Genomic DNA, 25282 nt, shown 5'->3' with positions numbered 1-25282 from the left:
ACGCGTTAAAGGTACTGAAGGGAGGTAGCGCCCCGCCCGTGGGCCGCTACCTCCTTTTTCGTATATGCGCTGCGAGTTTTATGTGGCATAGTGGTAGACAATGTCTACGTCACATAATTCGTCTTCCCGCGACGAGGCCAAGCGCCCGTCTGCACAGGAAAAAGGCAACGCAACACAGATCCAAAAGCCGGGCGAGGAAGATTCGCATACCCTCGTCGCTTATGATGACGCGCACCTTGGTGCAGAGGCTGCCAGCGAGCACCCTGCCGAGCGCGACGATAAATCCGCCGTCCTGGCCAAGGACTTCCGCACCATGGCCAAGGTCTCGGTGATCTTTATCCTTATCGTCGCCGGCCTAGCGCTGGCCGGCTACCTGCTCAAGTTCATTTGGGTAGGCCTGCTGCCAGTCCTGCTCGCCGTCTTGGTCTCCACGGTGCTCTACCCCATCAGCGCGTGGCTGCGGAGCAAGGGATTCCCACGCTCACTCGCCGCGGTGAGCACGTTGCTTGGCCTCATCATCATCTTCTGCGGCGTCTTTGCCGCCATGGCCCCGGTTGTCACCAACCAAAGCCAGACACTCATTGACCAAGCTGAAGATGGCATCAATCAACTCACGGAGATGGTGGAAAAGTCCCCCATCGATATCCGAAGCGATCAACTGGAATCCGTGCTGCAAGATGCGGTTAAGTTTGCCAAGGGCCAAGCATCAACCATCGCCACCGGCGTTATCTCTGGTTTCTCGATGGCCAGCTCCATCGTCGTGGCCGCACTGATCATGCTCTTTGTCACCTTCTTCATCATTAAAGACGGCGACAAGTTCCTGCCCTGGCTGCGTAAGTACACCGGCAACTCCACCGGGTGGCACGTTACCGAGCTCGGCGCGCGCATCTGGAAGACTTTGTCTGGCTTTATCCAGGCGCAGGCCGCGGTGGCCATGGTGGACGCAGTTCTCATCGGCCTTGGCCTGTGGGCACTGCAAGTTCCACTTGCGCTCGTCATCGCGGTGGTGACTTTCTTCGCCAGCTTCATCCCTATCATCGGTGCGGTCACCGCTGGTGCCCTCGCCATCATCATCGCGCTGGTCTCCAATGGCCTGACCAACGCGCTGCTGGCGCTTGCACTTATCATCATCGTCCAGCAGGTGGAAGGCAACGTCCTCCAGCCCATGCTGCAGTCCAAGGCCATGGGCCTGCACGCTGCGGTGGTCCTGCTCTCCGTAACCGTCGGCTCTACCCTGGCAGGCATCGTCGGCGCCTTCCTCGCCGTCCCCGTGGCCGCAACCATCGCCGTTGTCGTGCGCTACCACGCAGAAATGGCAGCCCTGCGCTCCGGCGAAGTCGAGCCCTCCGATATAGACATCATCACCGGCTCCAAGGATGATCCTGAAGACTTCAGCGACGTCACCTACGAACACGACGAGACCCCACGCGACAAGGTAGAGCAGCTCTACCAGTCCATGAGCCCGTTGAGTTAAGACTCAGCCACCACTAGCAGCGCGCCGGCCCTCCCCGGCGCGCTTTTAGTTTTTAGCGCAGAAAGCCTAGGTCCGTAGCGGCCGAGGCGAGCTGGCGCGCACCGTGGTCAAGGACGTTGGCCCAGGTGCCCTTGGATTCCTCATTGGCGGAATCGGACACCTGCTTGAGCAGGGTGCAGGGCATATCGAAGCGCTGGCATACTGCGGCAATGGAATAGCCTTCCATGTCGCACAGCTGCGATTTCTTGGCCAGCTCGGTGCGCAGGGCGGTATCGGAGACAAACATGTCGCCCGTGGCCAGTCCGCGCACCGGCAGGCGGCCGGAGGTCTCGAGCTCGATGGCCTCTGGCAGCAGGTAGCGATTGATATCGGTAAGCACTTCTAGCTTGAAGTCATGCTTGGTGACCTTGTCGACTTCGAAGACGCCAGCCATGCCGTCGACAAGCGCGCCGGCCGTGCCAATGTTGACCACACGATCGGGAAGGGCGCCGTTAGCGCGGGCGTCGGCAAGAGCTTCCGTCAGCGCAATGGCCGCCGGAACCGTACCGATTCCGGTGATGAGCAGGGGTTCGCCTTCCGGGATGTGAGCGGCTTCCGCATCCACAGCGGCGACGAAAAGGGGGCGTCCGTTGAGATTCTCCATGCCTGCGAGAATACCTGCCCGCCTTAGTCAAAGTTCAATGTGCGGTTCTTCTGGCGCAGGCGAATCGTAATGTTTTTCTGGCCGGCGCCAAGGGCAATGATTTTCCCGCTGAGCACCCGGGCGACAGCCAGGTCCTCCTCCGTCGGGGCCTCGGCCGCGATCCGCGCCGTAGGCAGCCAAGCATCGTGCGGGTCTGGCGCGCCGAGGTGAATGAGCCGTTCGCGCTCCACGTCGATCCAATAGCCCTCCGTGGCCATGAAGCGATCGTGGCTCCCCTCGAAGGAATCGCGGCGCCACCCGCCCTCGGCCACGCGGAAGACAAAGGGGCAATAGCCAAAACGCGAAGGCACGATATAGCGCGTCTGGGGGCTAACGCGCCAATGGCCGCGCGCGGAGCTCCACACTTGGCGGTATGTATCGGCCAAGCTCATGCCCAGACGCAGGCGCTGCTGCCTGTCTTCGTCCAACCCGGAACCATCTACCTGGGTGTTTAGTTCCCCGAGCCGCGTGGCATCGGCCACGTACATGCCCAGCCACGCTTCCTCCGGAGTGGTGTACGGGCCGGTGATATCACGGTGGAAGGAATCCGGCACGGCTCTTTCCGCGTCCTGGGGCAGGCGCTGGCGGGCGGCAAAGGCCCAAAGACGCGGATGCCCCATGCGGTACAACATCACCGTCGCCCGCGGCAGGCGGTCGTGCACCTGCTGGCGCGTCAGATAATCCCCCGCGCTGATGCGCCGCAGCAGCTGCTTAGCGACGTCCCCCTCTACCTGCTGCTCCACTCCCGGCGCGACCTCCATCTCCGGCAGCTGGCTAAGCAGCATCAAATCGATGATGTCTCCCAGATCAAAGACCTTGCTCAATTCTGTCTGCGCCTCTGGGCCAAAAGCCTCGATGGCGTGATATCCCAGTGCACCGCCCAATCGGCGGATGAGATCCGGGGACACGCTCACTCGGTTGCGGGTCGCGTGCAATTCGGACGCATTCAAATTGCGATCCAGTGTCACGAGTGCTCCTTTCTCCCCCTCATAGGGGATTCAAATTTCGGTCACGCTTGGGATTAAGCCGAACATAGAAGCGCCGTTTAGCTCTTCCCGCTCGCCAAAATTCCGCGTGCGTTCAAGCTCTCGCACTAAGACACAGCCCTTTCACCGGTTGCTAGGCCCTCATATCTGACAATCTTGGCAGTATTTTCCCCTTTTAGCCTAATCTCTTAACCAGACAGATGTCACACTTATACCATTCGCTTTACGTGCAGATAACTTGAATAAATCCGAATGCCTGTATTGACGTTCTATTTGAAAGAATTTCTGCAAGTCGTATGTCTATAGTATGACACGGATTAATCGTTAGATTATCCAATCTCTCTCGTATTCCGCTCTTGAATTGCTTATGGAGGAGTTCAGCCTTTGAACAACAACAATGCCTGGGGCCAGCCGGATCAGCCCTCCACGGATCCTTCTACTCAACGCATGCGCCCCATGCCACGCGAGGAGCAAGCTTGGGGCACGCTCTCACCTAATTCCCCTACAACCTCGACTTCTGCAGCATCACCTACAGGTGAGGACTTTGACGACCCTAAGTCCTCCGGAAAAGGTAAACGCATCGTGTTCCTAGTCATCGCTGTGCTAGCGGTTCTCGCTCTGGTTGGCGGTTTAACTTGGGCACTGGTCGGCACGAACGATTCAAATGATGCCGATGACCCAAATGAACCTGCATTGGCTGCTAGCTCCGAGGCTAAAGATACCTCCCACCCTGAGAAGGGATCCGAGTCCGACAAAGATGAGAACAAGTCCAAAAAAGACGAGGCAAAAGATTCCCCAGAGAGAAAAAATAACGCTAAATCACAAGAACTGACCAAGTACGAAAAGTGCAATGAATACGCAGATGACAAACTCAGTGATTTGCGTGCTCCGGTAAAGATGTACTGCGATGACTCCTGGCTTTTTGCTGGTGACGACGGAACCTCGGCCCAAGCCTTGTTCTATTGGACCGACAATGCCTGGCACCGATACGAAACAGATGGAACGTCGTGGCCGTCCCATATGGGATGCTACGACCGGTCAAAACTTGAAGACGCCGGTGCCCCACTCCCCTTGCTCGATAAGGTTTTGTTGTGCGACGCCAATGACAAACCCAGTGCGGAATCTGCAGCAAAAGATGAAGCTGGCGCTAGCGCAAAATCTATTGACGAAATGCCAGACGATAGCGCCGGCCCCCGCTGCGACGGCCGATACATTCTCATCGCAGAATCCGTTATGGTCCCCCTAGGCAGTGACCCCCATCCTGAGCTTTCTCGCGTCCAGGGTAAGTATCCGGGTTCACACACACTGAGCGGAAAAGCCTGCAGCTCTCTTCGCGGCCAAGTAGACGGCAATGACGTCTACGCCGTCTACTTTGACGCAGGCCATAGCGTGGAGAAAGTGTGCGAGCTAAAAGCGCAATACGGTGGCAATGCTCGTTCACTAAATAACGATGCGGACTTCTCCGACCCCTGCTAATCGCCTCTCCATGTAAATCCCTCCTTCCCTATTACTCTCTTCTCCCTACGACCCTGCTCTAACACCAGAAAGGAACTCTCTGTGTCCGACTACAACCTCTACGATTCTCTCTCCCTCGATGCTTCGGCCAATTCCGCCGATCTTATCGAAGAGATCGACAACAAGCTCGCCCAAGTCGATCCCGGGGACGCCGCAGCGCGCGACGAACTGAGCACTGCGCGACAAATCTTTTCCGCAGACAACCGGCGCAAGCAATACGATAACGACTTGGCTAATACCACTGGGCCGGAAGTAGATATCGCACGCATCCGCTACATCGCCGCCCTCCCGTCCGAAACCGCGCCGCAAGAAAATCTTGCCTCCTATACCCCGGCGCCGGAATACACCCCTCAGCACTCGGCGCAACCACAGCAAGACTGGAAGCCACAGGCAACAAATCAGCAATTCAGCAGCAGTTCAAGCTTCAACGTGGCCAACAAACAAGTCACTGTTGATTTTAGTAATGTAACATTCCCCGTCGAACCAGACCGCCAACGCTGCCAATCCATCATGTGGTGCGTGCTATGGGGCATCCTGCTCCTCATGTGGCTTATTGCCGGAATCCGCGGCTTGTCCCTTGCCGGCGAAGCTAGTGACACCACCGCCATGGGCCTCATCTTTGATTCCTCGGAGCTTGAGTCCAAGACCGCAGATTTCAGCGCCTCCCTGATCAAAACTCTCGTAGCCACCCCGCTCATGCTGATTCTCTGGGAGTTCGTCTGGTCGATTCGCAAGACTATGGGACGCCGGGCAATTGAGAATGCCTAGCTCGCATAACCCTTTCCATGGCCGAGCACTGGCTATCGGAGCAGCAATGGGCTTGGCAATCGCGTCTTTCGCTCTGGCTGGCTGTGACGAAAATTCCACTGACACTGCTGGTCAAAAACTTCACTATGAGACTGCTTCGAGGTCCGCTTCACCAGGACAAGGAGACGATGCAGAGCAGGAACCCTCGACGAAAGGACCTATCCCAGAAGGAAAAACTACTTCCAGGCCAGTGCCACCCAACGTAGTGATGGATGAGGAAGAGGACAGCCAGGCGTCCCAACTAGGTGACGAGAATTCTTCTGCTAGCGGAGCCGACCAAACCTGCGGTACGCACAGCGCACAGACAGCGTTCCAAGACGGCGTTTCCCAAGTTGCGCCGTGGGGCACCATCGGTTGGGAGCTTTTCGATTCCTCCGGCTACGACCCATGCGCTTCCCTATCGTGGGAAACCCTGATGATTGAGGGAGGGACAAGTTCTTCACCCTTCCACATCATGCTCTTTAACCACGGTGAATATTTAGGTACTGCAACAGCAAAGCCCTACGGCTTCGCTCCCACGGTTGAACGCGTCAACGATTCCGAAATAGCGGTGACCTATCACTGGCCACGCGAGGGCGAAGGCAATGCCAACCGCTCGGGTACGACCAATGCAGGCTTCCGGTGGGATGAAGGCCAGCAGAAGGTCATCATGTCCGGCGACGTTCCGCCGATGCAGTAGGTCGATGTAAAACAAGCACGTTTCGCTAAAATGCCACCAGTTTGGCGGCGAAACGTGCTTGTTTTGCGCGCTGCGTGACGCCAAGCGGCGGTCCGGGATTCGCAGGAGTGTGCGGAAGCCAAGAAATGGCCGCGTTCTAGGCTTTCGCAGGGAGCCAGAAGCGGTTATCGTGGCCACAACGTAGCCGAAGGGGAGATAGGAATGAGCGAGAAGACGTTTCAGCAGAAATTCGGGGTTTTCGCGCTGGTGGCGGCGGTTGTCTTGCTGATCGTGAACTTAACCGTAGTAGGGCCTACGGTGTTCGGTATCTCCACGCCGCTGCTCCTCGGAATCACGGGCATCATAATGATGCGCAGTGAGAGAAGCAGCAGCGGCGCACAGGACGACTAACGCAGGCGGTGGCCTACGAAGCCGGCGGCAAGCGTGTTGCCGGAAGATTGGTCGATGAGTAGGAAGTTGCCCACCGCACCGCGGGCGGCATAGTCCTCAACGGGAAGCTCGGCCTGGGTCTGGATAGTGATGTGGGCGATGTCGTTCATGGCGACGGACTCGGGATCTTCCACATCGGAAACGCCATCAAGATCCAGGGTGCGGGTGATAGCAGCAATGCGGGCCTTAACCAGGGAAGATCCGTAGCGCAGCTTGAGCATCTGGCCGGGCTTGATGTCCTTTTCGGTCAGGCCTACGACGGTGGCGTCGAATTCGCGGGTGGCCGCGGGGCGTTGGGAGCCGGCGAGGAGATCGCCGCGGGCGAGATCGATGTCGTCGGCAAGCAGGAGCGTCACGGAGTCGCCGGTGGCGGCGGAGTCGGCCGGACCGTCAGCAGTGTCGATCTGGGTGACGGCGCTGGTGCGGCCCTCGGGAAGGCCAACCTCATCGCCGACCGAGATGGAGCCGGCCTTCACGCGGCCGGCGTAGCCGCGGTAATCGGAGGCGTGCTCGCGGATGACGTATTGGATGGGGAAACGGAAATCCAGCTCATCGGCGCGGCCGGTGGCCACAGGGACGGTCTCGAGAACCTCGAGGACGGTCGGGCCGGTGTACCACTCCATGGTGGCGGAACGCTCAACCACGTTATCGCCCTTGAGCGCGGAAATCGGCACCACGGTGGTATCGGTGATACCCAGGCGGGTGGCGATCTGGTTGAACTCGGACTCGATATCGCGGAAGACCTGCTCGTCATAGTCCACCAGGTCAATCTTGTTCACCGCGAGGACCACGTGGCGCACGCCCAGGAGGGCGGCGACATTGAGGTGGCGGCGGGTTTGTTCGACAACGCCATGGCGGGCGTCGATAAGAAGCACCACCACCTGGGAGGTGGACATGCCGGTGACTGTATTGCGGGTGTACTGCACGTGGCCGGGGGTATCGGCGAGGATGAAGGTGCGCTTATCCGTGGCGAAGTAGCGGTAGGCCACGTCGATGGTAATGCCCTGCTCGCGCTCGGCACGCAGGCCGTCAACAAGCAGGGAAAGGTCCATGCCGTCAAAGCCGCGGTCGGTAGAGGTGCGCTCCATGGACTCGACCTGGTCGGCAAGAACAGACTTGGTGTCATAGAGCAGGCGGCCGACGAAGGTGGACTTGCCGTCATCAACGGAGCCGGCGGTGCACAGGCGCAGGGTATCGCGCTGCTTGAGGGCGCCGACATTCGGCGCGAGGGTCGTGGTCATCAGAAGTAGCCTTCCTTCTTGCGGTCCTCCATGGCGGACTCGGAAAGTTTGTCATCGGCGCGGGTGGCGCCGCGCTCGGAAAGGGTGGAAATGGAGATCTCCGCGAGCACCTCGTCGGGGGTCGATGCGGTAGATTCCACGGCGCCGGTGCAGGACATATCGCCCACGGTGCGGTAGCGCACGGTGCGGGTTTCCAGTGCCTCCCCCTCTGCGGGGCCGCCCCATTCACCAGGCGCTAGCCACATGCCATTGCGCTTGAATACCTCGCGCTCATGCGAGTAGTAAATGGAGGGCAGCTCCAGTTCGCGGGCGCCGATATATTCCCAAATATCGGACTCGGTCCAGTTGGAGATGGGGAAGACGCGGACGTTTTCGCCGGCCATCTTGCCGCCGTTGTAAAGGTCCCACAGCTCGGGGCGCTGGCGGCGGGGATCCCACCCGCCGAAGGAATCGCGGATGGAGAAGATGCGCTCCTTGGCGCGGGCGCGCTCCTCATCGCGGCGAGCGCCACCGCATACGGCGTCATACTCACGCTCGGCGATGGTCTCTACCAGCGGCACGGACTGCAGCGGGTTGCGGGTACCATCAGGACGCTCCTGGAGATCGCCGCGGTCAATCCAGTCCTGGACGCGGGCGACGTGCAAGCGAGCGCCAGATTCTTCCACGAGGCGGTTGCGGAAATCAATGACCTCGGGGAAGTTGTGACCGGTATCGACGTGGAGCAGCTCAAACGGCACCGTGGCCGGGGCGAAGGCGCGGCGGGCTAGCTCGAAGACAACGACGGAGTCCTTGCCGCCGGAAAAGAGGATGCCTACCTTATCGAACTGCCCGGCCACCTCGCGCAGGATGTGGATGGACTCGTTTTCTAGGTCTTTTAAGTGTGGAGAAAGTGTGCTCATTATTCGTGTAACCCGCATTCTGTCTTGCCGTCTGCAAATACGCGCCCGGACCGGGCATCGTCGCCTTCACCAACCGGGAAGGTTAGCGGTGCGCAGCCGATGGAGCGGTATCCCTGCAGGGTGAGTGGGTGGATGATGAGGTCGTTGTCCGCGATATAGCGGTCCGTATCGTCCAGATCCCAGGTGATGATGGGAGAGATCTTCAGCCGTCCGGTGCGGTCGAGGCTCAGCGCTGGGGCGGTGGCGCGGTGTTCGGAATCGGCGCGGCGCAGGCCGGTGACCCAGCCAGCATATGGGTCCATCGCCATATTCAGCGGCTCGACCTTGCGCATGCGGTTATAGGCCGCGGTATCGCGAGCGTAGAGGCGCGGACCATACACCTCGTCTTGCTCTTCCGGGGTGAGCAAAGGCAGCACGCGAACAAGTGGGAGGTCCGGGTAGCGCTTTTCTACCTCGTCGGCTACCTGCAGGGTTTCCTGGAAGTGCCAGCCGGTATCGATGAAAAGCAGGTCTGCATCGAGCCCAGCACGGTGGGCAAGCTCAGCCAAGACCGTATTTTCCATGGACATGGTCATGGCCAAGCGGCCGGGTGCGTGCTCGGCGGCCCATTCGGTAATGGTTTCCGCTGAGGCGTCATAAAGCTTATCCGCCCACTGGTCCACCAATTGCTGGTTGCGCGCGGCTACCTCGGCGTCCAGCGGCGCGGTATCGCGCGTGCCTTCCGGGGAGATGCTGGGGTCGCGGTAGTTCTTGCCACCGTCCAGCAGGTTCGTCGTTGGGTTCATGCCGTCACACATTAGGCAAAAGCCCAAGGCGGTGCAGGAGATTGTGCGCGAAAAGCCGCTGAGCTTGGCGGGAGGTGCGAATAAAAAGTTTCCAATCCGTACCAAGCGGACTAGATTTACAGACAAGACAGTCTATTGCGGGCGTTCGCGCCCCGCACAAGGAGGCACTTTCATGCAGCGTATAGCAGGGCCCGGCGGCCCTATCCACCGCCGAGAAGCTTATCAGCGCTGGCATGTGTGTGGACCTCATTACCCAGTGCACCGCCCCATTCGGTCTACTCCGCCGCTTTGCAGGCTTGGCAGGCGTGCTGGGCGACGCCGTCACGGGCTCCCACTGCGGCCCCGGCACCACTCCCCGCTTGCGCCTTATCGGCAACGTGCGGGTAGGACCAGACGGCGACATCACGCAGAACGAAATCCACCACTTGGCCGCCTCTGGCAATCGCGAGCTACTCATATTGGAGCTCAAGGCTCGCGGCGTGGCCGTCACCACGTGGGAAGGCCTATGCGCCCCACTGCAGGATTTTGAAGACTGGCGCAGCGTCATCACCCGCGCGCAGCTGGCTCACGTGGGGATTTAGCAGCAATTACCGACTAGCGCCCCACCCACCACCGGTATAAACTTGCACGGCTACCCAGCCACGGCAAGGAAAGGGGCGCGAGTCCATGGATCTGGTTCGCATTCTCATTACACGGTCGGCGCCGTATACGCCGTATTTCATCGCGGTACTTGTCCTGCAGGCCTTGTCAACAGCTGCCATGCTGTACCTTCCATCGCTTAATGCCAAGATCATCGATAAAGGTGTGTCTCAGGGCGATGTAGACTTCATCTGGCGCACCGGCGGCATCATGCTGGCCGTCGCGTTTGCCCAAGTCATCACCGCCATCGGCGCGGTATGGTGCGGCAGCCGCACCGCCATGGGCGTCGGCCGAGATCTACGCGGCGAGGTCTTCCGCCACGTGAATTCCCTGTCCACTGAGGACATGAGCCGTTTTGGCACACCTACGCTTATTACCCGCGGCACCAATGACGTCCAGCAGGTGCAAATGGTCTACATGATGATGCTGAACTTCATGGTGACCGCACCCATCATGTCCATCGGCGGCATCATCATGGCCGTGCGCGAAGACGCCGGCTTGTCCTGGCTGGTGTGGGTATCCGTGGCGGTTTTGCTCGGTACCATCTCCGTTATCATTTCCCGCCTCATGCCGCTCTTCCGTTCCATGCAGGACAAGCTGGATTCCATCAATGGCACCCTGCGCGAGCAGATCACCGGCATCCGCGTGGTGCGCGCCTTCGTGCGCGAGGCCTATGAGTCCGAGCGCTTCACCGAAGAAAATAAAAATATCACCCGCCTGTCCTTGAACATTGGCCGGCTTTTCGTGGTGATGTTCCCGCTCATTACGGTGATCCTCAACGTGGCTACGGGCGCGGTCCTGTGGTTCGGCGGCCATCGCGTGGATGAGGGCTTGGTCAACGTCGGCTCGCTCACCGCATTCCTGCAGTACCTGCTCCAGATTCTGGCGGCGGTCATGATGGGCACCTTCATGGCGATGATGCTGCCGCGCGCCATTATCTGTGCCCGCCGCATCACCGAGGTGCTCAAGCACGAGCCCTCTATTACTCCACCCAGCTCCACCACCTCTCCGGAGGCCTGCGTGGGCACTGTGGAGTTTCGCAACGTGGGCTTTTCCTATGCCGGTGCGGATGCGCCGGTGCTGGAAGACATTTCCTTTACCGCTCAGCCCGGCACCACTACCGCCATCATCGGTTCAACGGGCTCGGGCAAGACCACCCTGGTTTCCCTCATCCCACGCCTGTACGTGCCGACGGAGGGCCAGGTGCTTATCGACGCCACCCCTACCACCTCCCTGGCCCGCCAGGACATCGTCCAGCGCGTATCTCTGGTTCCACAAAAGGCCTACCTATTTAGCGGCACGGTGGCCTCCAACCTGCGCTTGGGCCGCCCCGAAGCCACCGATGAAGAGCTCTGGGAGGCGCTGCGCGTGGCTCAGGCGGACTTCGTAGACGACCTGGACATGCCCATCGCACAGGGCGGCAGCAACGTCTCCGGCGGCCAGCGCCAGCGCCTGTCCATCGCGCGCATGCTTGTCGCCCAGCCTCTGATCTACCTCTTTGATGATTCCTTCTCCGCGCTGGACGTGGCTACCGACGCCAAGGTGCGGGCGGCAATGCGCGCCTCGTTTGCCGAGCGCGAAAAGCCGGTGACCAGCATTATCGTCGCCCAGCGCGTAGCGTCTATCCGCGATGCGGACCAGATCCTGGTGCTGGACGCCGGCCGCATCGTTGACCGCGGCACCCACGAGGAACTCCTGGGCCGCTGCGCGGTCTACCAAGAAATCGTTGATTCCCAAGAAACCGCCGGTGTGGCAGGGGGTGAAAACTAATGGCTGAAAACACCACCTCTACCGCCGAGTCCACGGATACCGGTTTTGATCCGATGGGCGGCTCCGTACCCCGTCAGGCCAAGAATTTCTGGCCCTCCACCAAACGCCTTTTCTCCCTGCTTGCTCCCTTCAAGCGCCACCTGTGGGCCGTCGCGGCAATGAACATAGTCTGCATCTTCTTGGCCGTGGTAGCCCCGAAGATCATGGGCAAGGCCATGGACGTCATCTTTGCCGGCGTCATTTCGCGCAACCTGCCCTCTAATATCACCGCCGAGCAAGCCATTGCGGGCATGCGCGCTGAGGGCCAGGACCGCTTTGCGGATATGGCTTCCGCGATGGACTTCGTCCCCGGTGAAGGCATCGATTTTAACCGACTGGGCACGCTCATCATCACCGTGATCGCGATGTACATCGTCTCCTCTGGCTTCCAGTGGTGGCAGGGAGCAATCCTCAACAAGTTAAGCATGGATATCGTGTTTGACCTGCGCGAGCGCGTGGAGGCGAAGATTAATGCGCTGCCTCTCAACTACTTTGATTCCCAGCAGCGCGGCGATATCCTCTCACGTACCACCAATGACATCGACAACATGCAGCAGGCCCTGCAGGAGGCGCTATCGCAGCTGTTTTATGACGCGCTGCTGGTCATTGGCATCACCATCATGATGTTCAGCGTTTCGTGGCAGCTCGCTCTGGTGGCTTTACTGTCCCTTCCGCTTACTGGCCTGGTCATTGGTGTCATCGGCAGCCGCTCGCAGCGCCAGTTCACAACGCAGTGGCGCTCCACCGGCCAGCTCAACGGCCAGGTAGAAGAATCCTTCTCCGGCCACGACCTAGCCATCGTCTTTGGCCGCACGGAGGCCATGACGAAGGAATTCGACAAGCGCAACGAGGAGCTCTACCGCTCCGCAGCTAAGGCTCAGTTCCTGTCCGGCATCATGATGCCCATCATGCAATTCCTGTCCTACCTGTCTTATGTGGCCATTGCGGTCCTGGGTGGTCTGCGCGTGGCCAATGGACACATGACTCTGGGCGCTGCCACTGCCTTCATCCAATACTCCCGCGAGTTCAACCAGCCGTTAGGCCAGCTCGGCGGCATGATGCAGCAGGTACAGTCCGGCGTGGCCTCGGCCGAGCGCGTCTTTGAGCTTCTCGACGCCGAAGAGCAAGCCCCCGACACCACCGACGAGGACCTTCCCGGCCGCGCCCAAGGACTCGTGGAGTTCCAAGGCGTTGACTTCTCCTACGCAAAGGATAAAGAGCTCATCACCGGCCTCAACCTGCGCGTGGAGCCCGGCCAAACCGCGGCCATTGTCGGCCCCACCGGTGCCGGCAAGACCACCCTGGTCAACCTACTCATGCGCTTCTATGAGCTAGATGGCGGTCAGATTCGCATTGATGGGCACGATATCGCCCGTATGCCTCGCCATACCCTGCGTTCCCAGGTGGGCATGGTGCTCCAGGACGCCGTGCTCTTCAAGGGCTCGATCCTGGAGAACATCCGCTACGGTCGCTTGGACGCGACGGACGAAGAAGTCATCGCTGCGGCAAAGGCGACCTATGTGGACCGCTTCGTGCACGCGCTGCCCGATGGCTACGACACCATCATCGACCAAGACGGCGGTGCTATCTCGGCCGGCGAGCGCCAACTCATCACCATTGCCCGCGCCTTCTTAGCCCAACCCGCGCTGCTCATCCTGGATGAAGCGACTTCTTCGGTCGATACCCGTACCGAAGTCCTCGTCCAAGAGGCGATGAACGCGCTACGCGCGGACCGCACCTCCTTCGTCATTGCCCACCGTTTGTCCACCATTCGCGATGCTGACCTCATCCTCGTCATGGAAAACGGCACCATCGTGGAACAAGGCTCGCACGACGATCTCCTTGCGACCCAAGGCGCATACTGGCGCCTGCATCAGTCCCAGTTCGCTCAAGGGTAGGTCTTCGCCGGCGGTGAGCTAATCCAGCCCTACCGTCACGGTCGGCGCGTTAAAGTGAGCACCCTTGAGGTTTACCAGCTCAAGGGTGACATCGCGCAGCTCAAGATGCTCCATGATTACATCGGGCACTTCCGCATCTGGGACGGGGTGTGGCTCTGGAACACCAAGTTTGTCCAACACGGCATTGATATCGTCGCGGCTTAAATCGATATCCGCCCGGGGTGCAGAAACCTTACCCACCGCCGGGGTGGCTATGAGCTCGGTAGCCATAATGGTCACCGGTCCGCCGCGTACCTCGGTGGTATCCCCTCCCGTAGTCAACATGCCATCGCCGTAGCGGCCAGGCAGCGTGATCCCAAGGTTATCGATGTCGAGGTTCTCGCCCTTCAGCTCTAGAACCCGCACATCACCGCTGGCGGTGGGGAAAGTGCCCAAGGACACGGTGACATTCTTCCTCAGCGTCACCGTATCCGCGAAGACGGTACTGAAGTACGGAACCGCCGGGGCATCTTGCGCATTAACCCGTTCGGAACCGCTCACACCACCCACCGCCAGCGCGCAGGTCAGTACGGCCAAGCAGCTACGCGCCGCCCGCGGCATCGCCCTCGTCATTGCTCTGCTGCTTCCTTGGTGCGGCGCTTTTGCTCCCCCGGCTGCCACGCAAAGGTAAAGGCCCCGCCAATGATGCCGAGCAGGGAGCCGATGATGAAGCCGCCCAAGTTGGACGTCGGCAAGGCGATAATGGCCACGATGATGCCTAGCACACCGACATAATTCGAGGTTGCCGGCTGGAACCACGCACCAAGGCCGAACATGGCTAGCAAGACGCCGATAAGCAGCGTAGATACGCCAGAAATAGTGGAGATCATGACTAAAAGGTCAGAGATCCGGATGGTGATATAGGCCGGCGCGGCAATGATGATGCCGGACAAGATGAGCAACAGTCCGGGAAAGAAGGGCCGGCCGTTGCGCCAGCGGCGGAAGCGCTGCCAGGCGCTAGGCTTAGATTCCTCCTCGCCCGTTGCCTCCGCCGCCGGGAGGGTCTGTGTTTCTTCCGTGCTGGACTCAGCAGCCATTATCGGACCCCCTCCTCACCGTCACTCCCACATTCTTGGCAGAAAGGCGCTGCGCGCCCACGGAGGTGGCCTTAACATCATCAGCCTTGAGGGAAACTTGCTTGGAATAGAGACCCCAGGCGCCAGGATCGGCGGTATCGCTGAGCTGATTCGCATCGATGCCCACGTTGACATCCTGCATCACCAAGGAACCATCCACGTCGGTCGCACCGACCAGCAGGCTATCGGACTCTGTACTGCCCTCACCCTCAGCCTTGAGCGCGAGTGTCGCCTCACCCACGCCGGGCACCTTGGGGACAGTCACCGAAAGACAAAGATCAGAGACCTTCGCGTGGTCCAGCTTGATACGGGCAACGGGAAGGTGTTCTTCGCCCTTTTGATCGTCATCAACAAAAAGCGAAAAGCCTTCTCCGTCCAAGTGCCCCATGGTGATTTTAAAGAAGCTACCGGAAAGGGCCAGGTTCGCGGTCAAGCCGCCCTGCGCCACGGCAAATCCGGTGACACCAAAGGCAGCAAGGCCTGCGGTCAAGGCCACCGCGGCCTTGGTGATATTTGTCTTACCCATGGTGGTCTGCCCTTTCTGCGGCGGTCTAGGTTCTCTTCTTGCCAGGTTGGGCCACGCTGCGGCCACCAGCACTGGCTATACTCCGCCGCCGTATACAGCACGTTTAAAAGAATATGGCGACCGAGTTTCTCATCTTGACAGTGTACAGCCCACCCCGCCGCAGCACCGCACTGAATGCAGACTCTGGGATTTTCACCCCAAGGCTTTAAGGTAGATAGCAACGTGGAGCATCAGTATTAAAGGAGCACGCATGACCACCGTGTTCGGTTGGATAGCTATAGCCGCATCGATTCCGGTGTGGCTGTACTTTTTCACCCGCGTATGGGCCCTCTTCAAATTCATCCGCTCCGGCGGACCTAGCCAGCTCAAGCGCACCGATAATATAGGCAAGCGTTTATGGCGCGTTATTGCGGAAGTCTTTGGCCATTCCCACTTCAAGGGTAAACCTCTGATTAATGCCGCCCACTGGCTGGTGATGGTGGGCTTCCTCTTCGGCATCCTGGTGTGGTTTGAGGCCTATATCCAAACCTTCGCACCCAATAAGGGCTGGCCGTGGCTCAGCCACTGGCCGGTCTACCACTTCGTTGAGGAAATCTTGGGCATCGCGACGGTCCTAGGCATCGGCTTCCTCATCAGCGTGCGCCTCAAGCTCGGCGATACCGAACGCGGCAGCCGCTTCTTCAATTCCCAAACCGCCTCGGCGCGCTGGGTAGAGTTCATCGTCTTTTCTGAGGGACTCGGCATGATCTTGGTGAAGTCCACCAAGATCGCCACCTACGGCGGCGGCTCCGCCTGGGCGGATTTCTTGAGCGTCCACTTGGCCAAGCTCTTCCCCGAATCCCCGGCCCTAGTGAGCTTTTTCGCCCTGTTCAAGCTGCTATCCGGCATGCTGTTTATCGTCTTCATTTCCCGCAATTTCCAGTGGGGCGTGATGTGGCACCGCTTCACCAGCTTCTTCAATATCTTTTTCCAGCGCAATGCCACCGGTGAGAAGGCCCTGCAGTCTTTACCCACCCCGGACTTGGAAGAAGACATCACCCCGGGTAGCTGGAAAATGCTGCTGGATTCCACCTCGTGTACCGAATGTGGCCGCTGCCAAGAACTATGCCCGGCGTGGAATACCGAAAAGCCGCTGAGCCCCAAAAAGGTCATGATGGACCTGCGTCAGGGCGCACTGGATAACTACAACCCGCATGAGGGCCTGGATGTACTGTCTATGGCCGGGGTCATCGATGACGATGTGCTGTGGTCATGCACCAACTGCGGTGCGTGCGTAGATCAGTGCCCAACCGATATTGAGCACATCGACCACATCGCGGACCTGCGCCGCTTTAAGGTGCTCGCGGAATCGGACTTCCCGTCCGAGCTCACCGGCCTGTTTAAGAATATGGAAAACAAGGGCAATCCGTGGGGCCGGAATAACTCTGAGCGCCGCGCCTGGATCGATGAGGCCCGCGCCGATGGCATCGACGTCCCCATCATTGGTGAAGACGAGGCCGATTTCACCGATATGGAATACCTGCTCTGGGTGGGCTGCGCTGGTGCGTATGATGACGATGGCCGCCGCACCACCCGCGCCGTAGTAGACCTGCTGCATACCGCAGGCGTGAAGTTTGGCGTGCTCTCCACGGGTGAGACCTGTACGGGTGACCCTGCCCGCCGCGCCGGCAACGAGTTCCTTTTCCAGATGATGGCGCAGCAAAACGTAGAGACCCTCAACAACGCCTTCGACGGCGTCCCGGAGGGCCAGCGCAAGATCATCACCACCTGCCCACACTGCTTTAACACCATCCGCAATGAGTACCCAGACTTTGACGGGCACTTCGACGTCTTCCACCACACCCAGCTGCTCAACCGCCTGGTCCGCGAGGGCTTGCTCAAGCCGGTGCCGCGCACACCGGAGAATCGCAAGCCCATTACCTACCACGATCCTTGCTTCCTCGGCCGCCACAATAAGGTCTTCGATCCTCCGCGCGAGCTGCTCGAGGCCACCGGCGTGGAGCTGCGCGAGATGGACAAGAACCGCGATGAAGCCTTCTGCTGTGGCGCCGGCGGCGCCCGCATGTTCATGGAGGAAAAGCTCGGAACCCGCATCAATGATTTCCGCACCGAGCAGGCTTTGGAGACCGGCGCGGAAGAAATCGCCACCGGTTGCCCCTTCTGTAATGTCATGATGACCGGCGGTGTGAAGTCCTTGTCGCAGGATTCCGCCCCCACTACCAAGGTCAATGACGTGGCGGTTATGCTGCGCAATTCCATCTCCCTCGACGAGTCAGGAACCCTCCCTGAGCCCCACCCCAAGGCGTTCCTGTCCACCCCTGTGCGCCACCAAAAGACCGCGGGCACCAACGAAGCCCCGCTTGCCGACGCCCCCACTTCCGACTCTCCTACCGCCCCCGCCCCGTCCGCCTCGGCACCGGCAGCTCCAAGCGCATCCGCGGCACCCGCTGCACCCGCGGCACCGGCTGCGCCTGCGCCAAGCGCACCTTCTTCTCCGTCGGCGGCGACCCCGCCAGCTGCACCGCAGACTCCCCAAGCACCGGCACCTCCCGCAGTACCAAGCGCGCCTACCCCACCGAACACCCCGGCAGCACCTGCGCCAAAAGCACCAGCCGCCCCAACTCCACCAAGCGCTCCAACGCCGCCAAGCGCACCTGCGGCACCGGCCGCACCCGCTGCACCCACGGCACCGGCTGCGCCTGCGCCAAGTGCACCTTCTGCTCCATCGGCACCGACGCCACCACCTGCACCGCAGACTCCCCAAGCACCGGCACCTCCCGCAGCACCAAGCGCGCCTACCCCACCGAGCGCCCCGGCAGCTCCAAGCGCGCCTTCTGCTCCATCGGCACCGACGCCACCTGCGGCCCCGAAGCCTCCACAGGCTGCACCGCCAGCACCACCGGCGGCTCCGGCACCGCCGGCGTCGGAAAGCGTGCCCAAGCCACCTGAATCTGAGTAGGCGCGCAGGGGCATTGGTGCGTACGCTGTAGTCCATGCATTTTAATGCGGGACTCCCCACCGATGCCCTGCTGCTGGCGGCAGGCGCAACCGAAAATACAAATTCCCTCGTCTCTTTCGCCTGGATTATGGCCGCGGCTCTACTCGCGCCGCTGGTCTCTTATATGTTGGGTTACCGCCTGCCGTCGGTGGCCCTCTTGCTGATTTTCGGCATGATTATTGGCCCTTCCGTACTCGACCTCGCGGCCGAGGACGAAGGAATCGAAATGCTCAAGGAACTCGGCGTGGGAGCGTTATTTCTCCTCGCGGGCTTTGAAATTCAAATCTCCACCCTCAAAACCAAAGAAGCCGGAACGGCGCTATCCACCTGGGCAATCTGTGCCCTCGCCTGTGGGATAGGCGCCTACTTCCTGGTAGATAACGTGCCAGGTGCCATCGTCGTCGCCTTGGCGCTTACATCAACGGCGCTGGGCACGCTCACACCGATGCTAAAACAGGACCGCATTCTAGGCACCAAGGTGGGCAATTCGGTGATGATTCATGGTGCCATTGGTGAAGTCGCCCCCATTACCGCAATGGCACTCTTGCTGGGTACTCGTTCCACGCTGACGACGATGATCATTTTGTTGTTCTTCATCATCATCGCCGTTGCCGTCGCCATCATGCCGGCGGCCATCGCCTCGACCATCCCTTGGGTCAAGACCGCCTTTATCTCCGGTGCGGGCTCCACCAATCAGACGATTTTGCGTCTTATCATCCTGATTCTGGCCATCCTCATGGCGGTTACGGCAGTCTTTGAACTCGATATCGTGCTCGGTGCCTTTGCTGCCGGCATCATCTTGAACCGCATCATCCCGGATGAATTCCACCGCCGCCTTGAGCACCGCCTCGATGTGGTGTTTTACTCGATGCTTATCCCGGTCTTCTTTGTGGTCTCTGGCATGAGCATTAGCTGGGATACCATCGCTCATAATCCGTGGAAGGTACTGGGCATTCCAGCTCTCATTTTGGTAACCCGTGGCCTGCCCGTCTTCTTGCGCGAAAATGTTGGGCATACCGGATCTGATATTGAAACCTTCCGCCAGCGCCTCCAAGTAGGTTTGTATTCCGCCACCGGTCTGCCAATCATCGTGGCGGTAACGTCCCTGGCGGTCAATTCCGGAATCATGAAGGCGGAAAATGCCTCGATCTTCGTCTCCGGTGGAGCGCTTACCGTCGCCATCTTCCCGTTCTTGGCCAGCCTGGTGGGCGGAAACGAGCAAGAAAAGAAGGACGAAAAGACCCCTAACGCTGAAACCAAGGACCTATAGGCCGCGTTCGCTGAGAGCACGTCCCTACAAGGGCAGAATTTTCCTAGACTGGAAGATGTGAGTAATAACTTTGGTTCTTCCCCTATCAATCGGACGCTGCGCCTGTCCGATTCCGAGCGCAACGACGCCATCAATGACCTCGCCCGCGCCGTGGGTGAAGGCCGGTTAACCATGGAGGAGTTCGAGGACCGCTCGGACGAGGTCATGCGTGCCCACACCCACCAAGACCTCGTGCCCGTCTTTCAAGACATTCCGGCGCGTGGTTCCCACGAGGTCAAGGTCTATTCCCGCGGTGAGGTCACAAGCGCCCATAATGCAGGCAAGAAACCAAAGTTTGCGACCGCACTTTCCGGCTCTGTGGTGCTTGCGGTAGCAAGCCCTACGCTTATCTTAATGAGCGCTACCATGAGCAACCCATGGCTTCTGCTCGGAGGCGCGGTAACAGCCGCCCTCATTCCAATTTTGTGGATCATGCTCTACGTGGCCAAGGTGGGTCCGTCTTCCTGGCACGCCCCATCCGTGCGTCAGATTGAGCGGCAGCAGTTGCGCGAGATTCGTGCCCTCACGGCACATGAACGCGCGCAGCAAAAAATGATCGAGGAGAAAATGTGGGCCGATCGCCGCATGCAAGCTGGCGAAATTACCGGCCAAGCCATGGAACTGGCCAAGCGGAAGTTCAGCGAGTGGAATAAAAAATAGTCATCGCCGGTGCTGAAGCATTTTGTGTAGCTGTGAATCGTGGCACAATACTTCCATGACTTCTCCCAAACACCGCATCTTTGACCAGTCCGACAAACTCAAGGGCGTCGCGTATGACATCCGCGGCGAGGTCTCTGCGGAAGCGGAACGCATGGAGCTCGATGGCCATACCATCTTGAAACTCAACACCGGTAACCCGGCCGTCTTTGGCTTCGAAGCACCCGATGTCATCATGCGCGACATGATCGCTGCCCTGCCTACTTCCCAGGGCTATTCCACCTCCAAGGGAATCATTCCTGCCCGCCGATCCATCGTTACCCGCTACGAGCTGGAGGACTTCCCGCCCTTCGATATCAACGATGTCTTCTTGGGCAATGGCGTCTCCGAGCTCATCAGCATGACCACCCAAGCGCTGCTCAATAACGGCGATGAGGTTCTCATCCCGGCACCGGATTATCCATTGTGGACCGCAGCTACGTCCCTGGCAGGTGGCACCCCCGTGCACTACCTATGCGATGAGGAGGATGACTGGAATCCATCCATCGAGGACATCGAGTCCAAGATTACGGATAAAACCAAGGCCATCGTGGTCATTAACCCGAATAACCCAACGGGTGCGGTCTACTCGCGCGAAGTGCTGCAGAAGATCGTCAATATCGCCCGCGAGCATAACCTGCTCATCTTGGCCGATGAGATCTATGACCGCATTCTTTATGACGGCGCGCAGCACATCTCCATCGCTTCGCTAGCCCCTGACCTTCTCACCATCACGTTCAATGGCTTATCCAAGGCCTATCGCGTGTGTGGCTACCGTGCCGGCTGGATGGTACTTACCGGCCCTAAGCACCACGCCCGTGGCTTCATCGAAGGCCTTGAGCTTCTGGCCGGAACACGCCTGTGCCCGAACGTACCGGCGCAGCACGCTATCCAGGTGGCGTTGGGTGGCCGGCAGTCCATCTATGAGCTCACTGGTACTGGCGGGCGCCTGCTGCGGCAACGCAATATTGCCTATGAAAAGCTCAACGAGATTCCGGGCGTTTCCGCGGTGAAGCCCATGGGCTCGCTCTACCTCTTCCCGCGTTTGGATCCGAATGTGTATGAAATCCATGATGATGCCAAGCTCATGCTGGATATTTTGAAGGCGGAAAAGATCCTCATGGTGCAAGGAACCGGCTTCAATTGGCCCAACCCGGATCACTTCCGCGTGGTCACGCTGCCGTGGGCATCCCAGATTGAAAACGCCATTGAGCGCCTAGGTAACTTCCTTGTGAGCTACAAACAGTAATTTTCTTCCCGCCAGTTGCTAATGATAGTGATAATCCGTCACAATAAGGTGCATGGGAAGACATTCTGCGGCAATCAAGTCCCAGCCGGCTTCCGCCCTGTGGAGCCGGCTTTTTACTTCGATAGCTCAAAATCATTGGCGGATAGGCCTTCTTGGCGCGCTCGCCGCAGCGCTCATAGCTACCGTTGCTGGCTTGGTAATACTTTGGCCCAACAGCCCTGCCAATGAGCACACGTCCGCGGAATTTCAGCAAACCTATACGCTCAATCACCCACAGGTAGAGGGCACGGTAGATACGGCTGACCATTCGGCTTGTCAATCAGAACAAACGGGACAGGTCTTTGACACTCCTCCCCTTATCCCCGGCACGGAAGAGATATATTGCGATCGCGCACTAGTTAAAATCACCTCTGGCGAAGACGCAGGGCACATGACCCAGCTGGTCACCTATGGCAAAGCTGGCGATCCGCAGTTGGAAACCGGCGACAAGATAGTCTTATCCAAGGCTACTGACCCGTCTGGGGCGGTTACCTATGCTTTTGCGGATTATCAGCGCACCGGCAGCCTAATCTTGTGGGCGGTAATCGTTGCCATCATCGTAATTGTTTTCGGCGCATGGCAGGGGGTACGCGCCATCATCGGCTTGGCGATTAGCCTTGGCGTAGTCTTTGCGTTCCTTTTGCCTGCGCTTATCGAGGCCCATAGTCCCCTCTGGACCGCCCTCGTTTCCTGCGCCGCAATCATCTTGGTCGCCGTACCACTCGTGCACGGGGCAAATTGGAAAGCAGCTTCAGCGGTAGGTGGGTCGCTGCTAGCTCTCATTATCGCGGCATTCCTCGCCTGGGCCACGATCGATACCTCGCAGTTGCAGGGCTACAGCTCCGAAGACAACCTAAAGCTCTTGCTCTATATGCCGGGCGTTTCCATCCTTGGAGTGCTACTGTGCGGTTTCGTTGTCGGCTCCCTTGGCAGCCTTGCCGATGTCGCCGTGGGCCAAGCCTCCACAGTCACCGAGCTCCACGAAGCCGACCCAGACGCGCGCCCAAGAGAACTCTTTCTTTCTGCAATGAAGGTAGGCCGGGATCACATTGCCTCGATGATCTACACACTCATCCTCACCTATACCGGCGCCACGCTTCCGCTCCTTTTACTCATTACCGCAGCGCAGCGCCCCGCCAGCCAGATGCTCACCAGCGATCTCGTCGCCACCGAGTTGCTTCGCTCCGGTGTGGGTGCGATGGCTCTAATCCTCGCAGTGCCGATAACCACACTTATCGCAGCGTTTACGATTCCGCATAGCCGTGTAGCTGCCTAAACATGAACTGGCTTAGGCACAAGCGAGAGGGCCGAGCAATGTTCCTCACTGCTCAGCCCTCCGTATCGCCTTTTGGCATAACCCTAGTTAAAGGGTGCGGCCCAAAGCCTCGACCTTCCAGCCGGCCTGCTGCCAGTCTGCGACAGGCAGCACATTGCGGCCGTCGATAATGTGCTTATTATCCACAAGCTGGCCCGCTTGTTGCGGATTCAATTCCTTGAACTGCTTCCACTCGGTTGCCAGAATCACCAACTCTGCCTCGCGCAGGGCATCGTCAGTGTCCGCGGCGTAATCCAAGGTGGGGAATACCTTCTTGGCATTGTCCATGCCTTCTGGGTCATAGACGGTTACTGCCGCACCAGCCAAAGACAAAGAACCGGCCACGGCAAGGGCGGGCGAATCGCGCACGTCATCGGAATTCGGCTTGAACGCGCACCCCAGCACGGTCACGCGGTGGCCAAGCAGGGACCCATTGAAGGCTTCCTTGGCTAGGTCCACCACACGGTCACGACGGCGCATATTAATGGCGTCCACCTCACGCAGGAAGGTCAGCGCCTGGTCGGCGCCAAGCTCGCCGGCGCGGGCCATGAAGGCACGAATATCCTTGGGCAGGCAACCGCCACCAAAGCCGAGGCCGGCGCCAAGGAACTTGCGGCCGATGCGCTCGTCGAGCCCAATGGCGTCGGCAAGAGCGGTAACGTCCGCGCCTGCAATCTCGCAGATCTCAGAAACGGCGTTGATAAAGGAAATCTTGGTGGCTAGGAACGCGTTAGCGGAGACCTTGACCAGCTCTGCAGTCTGCCAATCTGTCACGATAAACGGGGTGTCTTGCGATAGCGGCTGGGCATAGACCTCGCGCGCTACTTCTTCGGCGCGGCTTTCACCCTCGCGCACGCCGAGAACAATGCGGTCTGGGGTGATGGTGTCCTTGACGGCGTAGCCCTCACGCAGGAACTCCGGGTTCCACGCGATTTCCACGGTGGTGCCTTCTGGCGCAAGCTCATTGGCCAGCTCTTGGAGCTCCGCAGCCGTTCCCACCGGAACGGTGGACTTACCAAAGATGATGTGATCGCCCTTGAGCTTGGGCACCAGATCCGTAATAACGGCCTTAACGTAGGTCATATCCGCCGCGTAGGAACCACGGCGCTGCGGAGTACCGACGCCCAAAAAGTGCAGGTTGCCAAACTCGGCTGCTTCTTCATAGTCCGTGCTGAAGTCAAGGCGGCCGGCTTCGATATTGCGCTCGAGAACCTCTGGCAACCCCGGTTCATAGAATGGAACCTTGCCCGATTTAAGAGCGGAAATCTTATTTTCATCTACGTCCACGCCTAGTACTTCATGGCCGAGCTCGGCCATGCAGGCAGCATGGGTTGCACCCAAATATCCGGTGCCGATTACAGTCATACGCATAAAGCCCCATAGTAGAGGCTCTATGTGAATGCCGGTTTAAGCCTATCGAAAATTCAGGTAAGACTTCGATGGCGTCGGGCCGCGCTGGCCCTGGTACTTCGACCCCAGCGAACCCGTGCCATAAGGGCTTTCAGCTGCAGAAGTCATCTTGAAAATCGCCAGCTGCCCCACCTTCATACCCGGCCACAGGGCAATGGGCAGGTTGGCGGTATTAGAAAGCTCGAGCGTGATGTGGCCGGAAAAACCTGGGTCAATAAAGCCCGCGGTGGAGTGGGTCAACAATCCCAGGCGGCCAAGAGAAGACTTACCCTCCAAGCGGCCAGCCAAGTTCGCAGGCAGCGTGAACTTTTCCAACGTAGCACCGAGCACGAACTCGCCTGGGTGGAGGATGAAGGACTGATCTTCTTCTACCTCCACCAAGGTGGTGAGATCCGGCATTTCCTCTTTGGGGTCAATATGCGTGTACCGCGAGTTATTGAAGACGCGGAAATATTTATCCAAGCGCACGTCTACCGAGGAGGGCTGGATAAGCTCACTGTCGAAGGGCTCGATGCCCAGTTCTTCGGCGTCGATGGCGGAACGGATATCACGATCTGAAAGAAGCACGACCCCAATTCTACTCATGTCTAAGACCAAGGTGTATAGTGGGCCGGAGCGCACAAGTGCGCAGTGCCGACGTAGTTTAATGGTAGAACTGCAGCTTCCCAAGCTGCTAGCGCGGGTTCGATTCCCGTCGTCGGCTCCATGTCATGAGTCGCGACATGTTTGACAGATGAGTCGCGGCATCGTTGACAAACCGGCATCTCAGTTGCTTTTTGTTC

The 25282-nt window shown here is 59.2% G+C and carries 23 protein-coding genes and 1 tRNA gene; 14 read left to right on the top strand and 10 right to left on the bottom strand.

The features are described 5' to 3' along the window. The first annotated feature begins 100 nt into the window (after window positions 1-100). The gene (locus QP971_RS07290) at window positions 101-1474 is read left to right on the top strand and encodes an AI-2E family transporter (RefSeq protein WP_284787831.1); all 1374 of its coding nucleotides are present in this window, start codon (window positions 101-103) and stop codon (window positions 1472-1474) included. A 52-nt stretch (window positions 1475-1526) separates the two neighbouring features. Here QP971_RS07290 and QP971_RS07285 read toward each other — a convergent pair whose 3' ends face one another. Continuing rightward, entirely contained in the window at window positions 1527-2117 is a 591-nt protein-coding gene (locus tag QP971_RS07285; RefSeq protein WP_284811217.1) for a nucleosidase, read from the bottom strand. 23 nt (window positions 2118-2140) lie between these two features. Next, complete coding sequence (locus QP971_RS07280) at window positions 2141-3124, bottom strand: hypothetical protein (protein ID WP_284811218.1); 984 nt, start codon at window positions 3122-3124, stop codon at window positions 2141-2143. A gap of 402 nt (window positions 3125-3526) precedes the next feature. Here QP971_RS07280 and QP971_RS07275 point away from each other — a divergent pair, with 402 nt between their 5' ends. From QP971_RS07275 to QP971_RS07260, 4 genes are all read left to right on the top strand, one after another. Next, entirely contained in the window at window positions 3527-4618 is a 1092-nt protein-coding gene (locus QP971_RS07275) for a flagellar basal body-associated FliL family protein (protein WP_239274215.1), read from the top strand. A gap of 81 nt (window positions 4619-4699) precedes the next feature. After that, a complete protein-coding gene (locus tag QP971_RS07270; RefSeq protein WP_239274216.1) occupies window positions 4700-5425 on the top strand; it encodes a hypothetical protein in 726 nt (241 codons plus the stop codon). Between the two features lie 229 nt (window positions 5426-5654). Further along, a complete protein-coding gene (locus tag QP971_RS07265) occupies window positions 5655-6143 on the top strand; it encodes an LppP/LprE family lipoprotein (protein WP_316981419.1) in 489 nt (162 codons plus the stop codon). 201 nt (window positions 6144-6344) lie between these two features. Next, the gene (locus QP971_RS07260) at window positions 6345-6533 is read left to right on the top strand and encodes a hypothetical protein (RefSeq protein WP_049378983.1); all 189 of its coding nucleotides are present in this window, start codon (window positions 6345-6347) and stop codon (window positions 6531-6533) included. Here QP971_RS07260 and QP971_RS07255 read toward each other — a convergent pair. From QP971_RS07255 to QP971_RS07245, 3 genes are read right to left on the bottom strand one after another with little or no spacing between them, the layout of a single operon-like run. Then, the gene (locus tag QP971_RS07255; protein WP_284811219.1) at window positions 6530-7813 is read right to left on the bottom strand and encodes a sulfate adenylyltransferase subunit 1; all 1284 of its coding nucleotides are present in this window, start codon (window positions 7811-7813) and stop codon (window positions 6530-6532) included. The two genes, QP971_RS07260 and QP971_RS07255, sit on opposite strands and share 4 nt — an antisense overlap. Continuing rightward, window positions 7813-8712 carry a sulfate adenylyltransferase subunit CysD gene (gene cysD / locus QP971_RS07250; RefSeq protein WP_049378981.1) on the bottom strand — a complete coding sequence of 300 codons (900 nt, stop codon included), beginning with the start codon at window positions 8710-8712 and terminating at the stop codon, window positions 7813-7815. Before cysD ends, QP971_RS07255 begins: the two co-directional genes overlap by 1 nt. Beyond that, window positions 8712-9497, bottom strand: coding sequence for a phosphoadenylyl-sulfate reductase (locus QP971_RS07245; RefSeq protein WP_284811220.1), 786 nt, complete (start codon window positions 9495-9497; stop codon window positions 8712-8714). Before QP971_RS07245 ends, cysD begins: the two co-directional genes overlap by 1 nt. A gap of 233 nt (window positions 9498-9730) precedes the next feature. Here QP971_RS07245 and QP971_RS07240 point away from each other — a divergent pair, with 233 nt between their 5' ends. The 3 genes from QP971_RS07240 to QP971_RS07230 all read left to right on the top strand — a co-directional run bounded on the left by QP971_RS07240 (window position 9731) and on the right by QP971_RS07230 (window position 13843). Next, the gene (locus QP971_RS07240; protein WP_284811221.1) at window positions 9731-10078 is read left to right on the top strand and encodes a methylenetetrahydrofolate--tRNA-(uracil-5-)-methyltransferase; all 348 of its coding nucleotides are present in this window, start codon (window positions 9731-9733) and stop codon (window positions 10076-10078) included. Window positions 10079-10163: 85 nt separating this feature from the next. Next, window positions 10164-11906 (top strand): ABC transporter ATP-binding protein, encoded by a 1743-nt coding sequence (locus QP971_RS07235; RefSeq protein ID WP_284811222.1) that lies wholly within the window; start codon window positions 10164-10166, stop codon window positions 11904-11906. After that, a complete protein-coding gene (locus QP971_RS07230; RefSeq protein ID WP_275435486.1) occupies window positions 11906-13843 on the top strand; it encodes an ABC transporter ATP-binding protein in 1938 nt (645 codons plus the stop codon). Before QP971_RS07235 ends, QP971_RS07230 begins: the two co-directional genes overlap by 1 nt. Window positions 13844-13861: 18 nt before the next feature. On the opposite strand, the gene QP971_RS07225 is transcribed toward QP971_RS07230, so the two are convergent. The 3 genes from QP971_RS07225 to QP971_RS07215 are packed head-to-tail and all read right to left on the bottom strand — an operon-like array spanning window position 13862 to window position 15484. Next, window positions 13862-14455: a hypothetical protein gene (locus QP971_RS07225; RefSeq protein WP_239274228.1), complete on the bottom strand. Its 594-nt coding sequence runs from the start codon at window positions 14453-14455 to the stop codon at window positions 13862-13864. Continuing rightward, window positions 14452-14919: a DUF6114 domain-containing protein gene (locus QP971_RS07220; RefSeq protein ID WP_239274229.1), complete on the bottom strand. Its 468-nt coding sequence runs from the start codon at window positions 14917-14919 to the stop codon at window positions 14452-14454. The genes QP971_RS07225 and QP971_RS07220 overlap by 4 nt, the downstream gene beginning before the upstream one ends. After that, window positions 14909-15484: a DUF6230 family protein gene (locus QP971_RS07215; RefSeq protein ID WP_049378970.1), complete on the bottom strand. Its 576-nt coding sequence runs from the start codon at window positions 15482-15484 to the stop codon at window positions 14909-14911. The genes QP971_RS07220 and QP971_RS07215 overlap by 11 nt, the downstream gene beginning before the upstream one ends. A 250-nt stretch (window positions 15485-15734) precedes the next feature. Between QP971_RS07215 and QP971_RS07210 the strand changes: the two genes are divergently transcribed. The 5 genes from QP971_RS07210 to QP971_RS07190 all read left to right on the top strand — a co-directional run bounded on the left by QP971_RS07210 (window position 15735) and on the right by QP971_RS07190 (window position 23051). Further along, window positions 15735-18443 carry a (Fe-S)-binding protein gene (locus tag QP971_RS07210; protein ID WP_284811223.1) on the top strand — a complete coding sequence of 903 codons (2709 nt, stop codon included), beginning with the start codon at window positions 15735-15737 and terminating at the stop codon, window positions 18441-18443. Window positions 18444-18477: 34 nt separating this feature from the next. Continuing rightward, window positions 18478-19752: a cation:proton antiporter gene (locus QP971_RS07205; RefSeq protein WP_284787789.1), complete on the top strand. Its 1275-nt coding sequence runs from the start codon at window positions 18478-18480 to the stop codon at window positions 19750-19752. Window positions 19753-19848: 96 nt separating this feature from the next. Further along, window positions 19849-20451: a DUF1707 SHOCT-like domain-containing protein gene (locus QP971_RS07200; RefSeq protein WP_431831079.1), complete on the top strand. Its 603-nt coding sequence runs from the start codon at window positions 19849-19851 to the stop codon at window positions 20449-20451. Between the two features lie 55 nt (window positions 20452-20506). Beyond that, the gene (locus tag QP971_RS07195) at window positions 20507-21736 is read left to right on the top strand and encodes a pyridoxal phosphate-dependent aminotransferase (protein WP_198492154.1); all 1230 of its coding nucleotides are present in this window, start codon (window positions 20507-20509) and stop codon (window positions 21734-21736) included. A 52-nt stretch (window positions 21737-21788) separates the two neighbouring features. After that, the gene (locus QP971_RS07190; protein WP_225746332.1) at window positions 21789-23051 is read left to right on the top strand and encodes a YibE/F family protein; all 1263 of its coding nucleotides are present in this window, start codon (window positions 21789-21791) and stop codon (window positions 23049-23051) included. An 87-nt stretch (window positions 23052-23138) separates the two neighbouring features. Here QP971_RS07190 and QP971_RS07185 read toward each other — a convergent pair whose 3' ends face one another. Continuing rightward, entirely contained in the window at window positions 23139-24461 is a 1323-nt protein-coding gene (locus QP971_RS07185; RefSeq protein ID WP_284811225.1) for a UDP-glucose dehydrogenase family protein, read from the bottom strand. 42 nt (window positions 24462-24503) lie between these two features. Continuing rightward, window positions 24504-25067, bottom strand: coding sequence for a dCTP deaminase (gene dcd, locus QP971_RS07180; protein ID WP_034656041.1), 564 nt, complete (start codon window positions 25065-25067; stop codon window positions 24504-24506). Between the two features lie 65 nt (window positions 25068-25132). Here dcd and QP971_RS07175 point away from each other — a divergent pair. Beyond that, window positions 25133-25206 (top strand) — tRNA-Gly (locus QP971_RS07175). The last annotated feature ends 76 nt before the right edge of the window (window positions 25207-25282 follow it).

Source organism: Corynebacterium marquesiae (assembly GCF_030229635.1).
Classification (GTDB): Bacteria; Actinomycetota; Actinomycetes; order Mycobacteriales; family Mycobacteriaceae; genus Corynebacterium; species Corynebacterium marquesiae.
The sequence above is the reverse complement of the archived record's forward strand: the minus strand, read 5'-3'. Positions and strand labels throughout refer to the sequence as shown.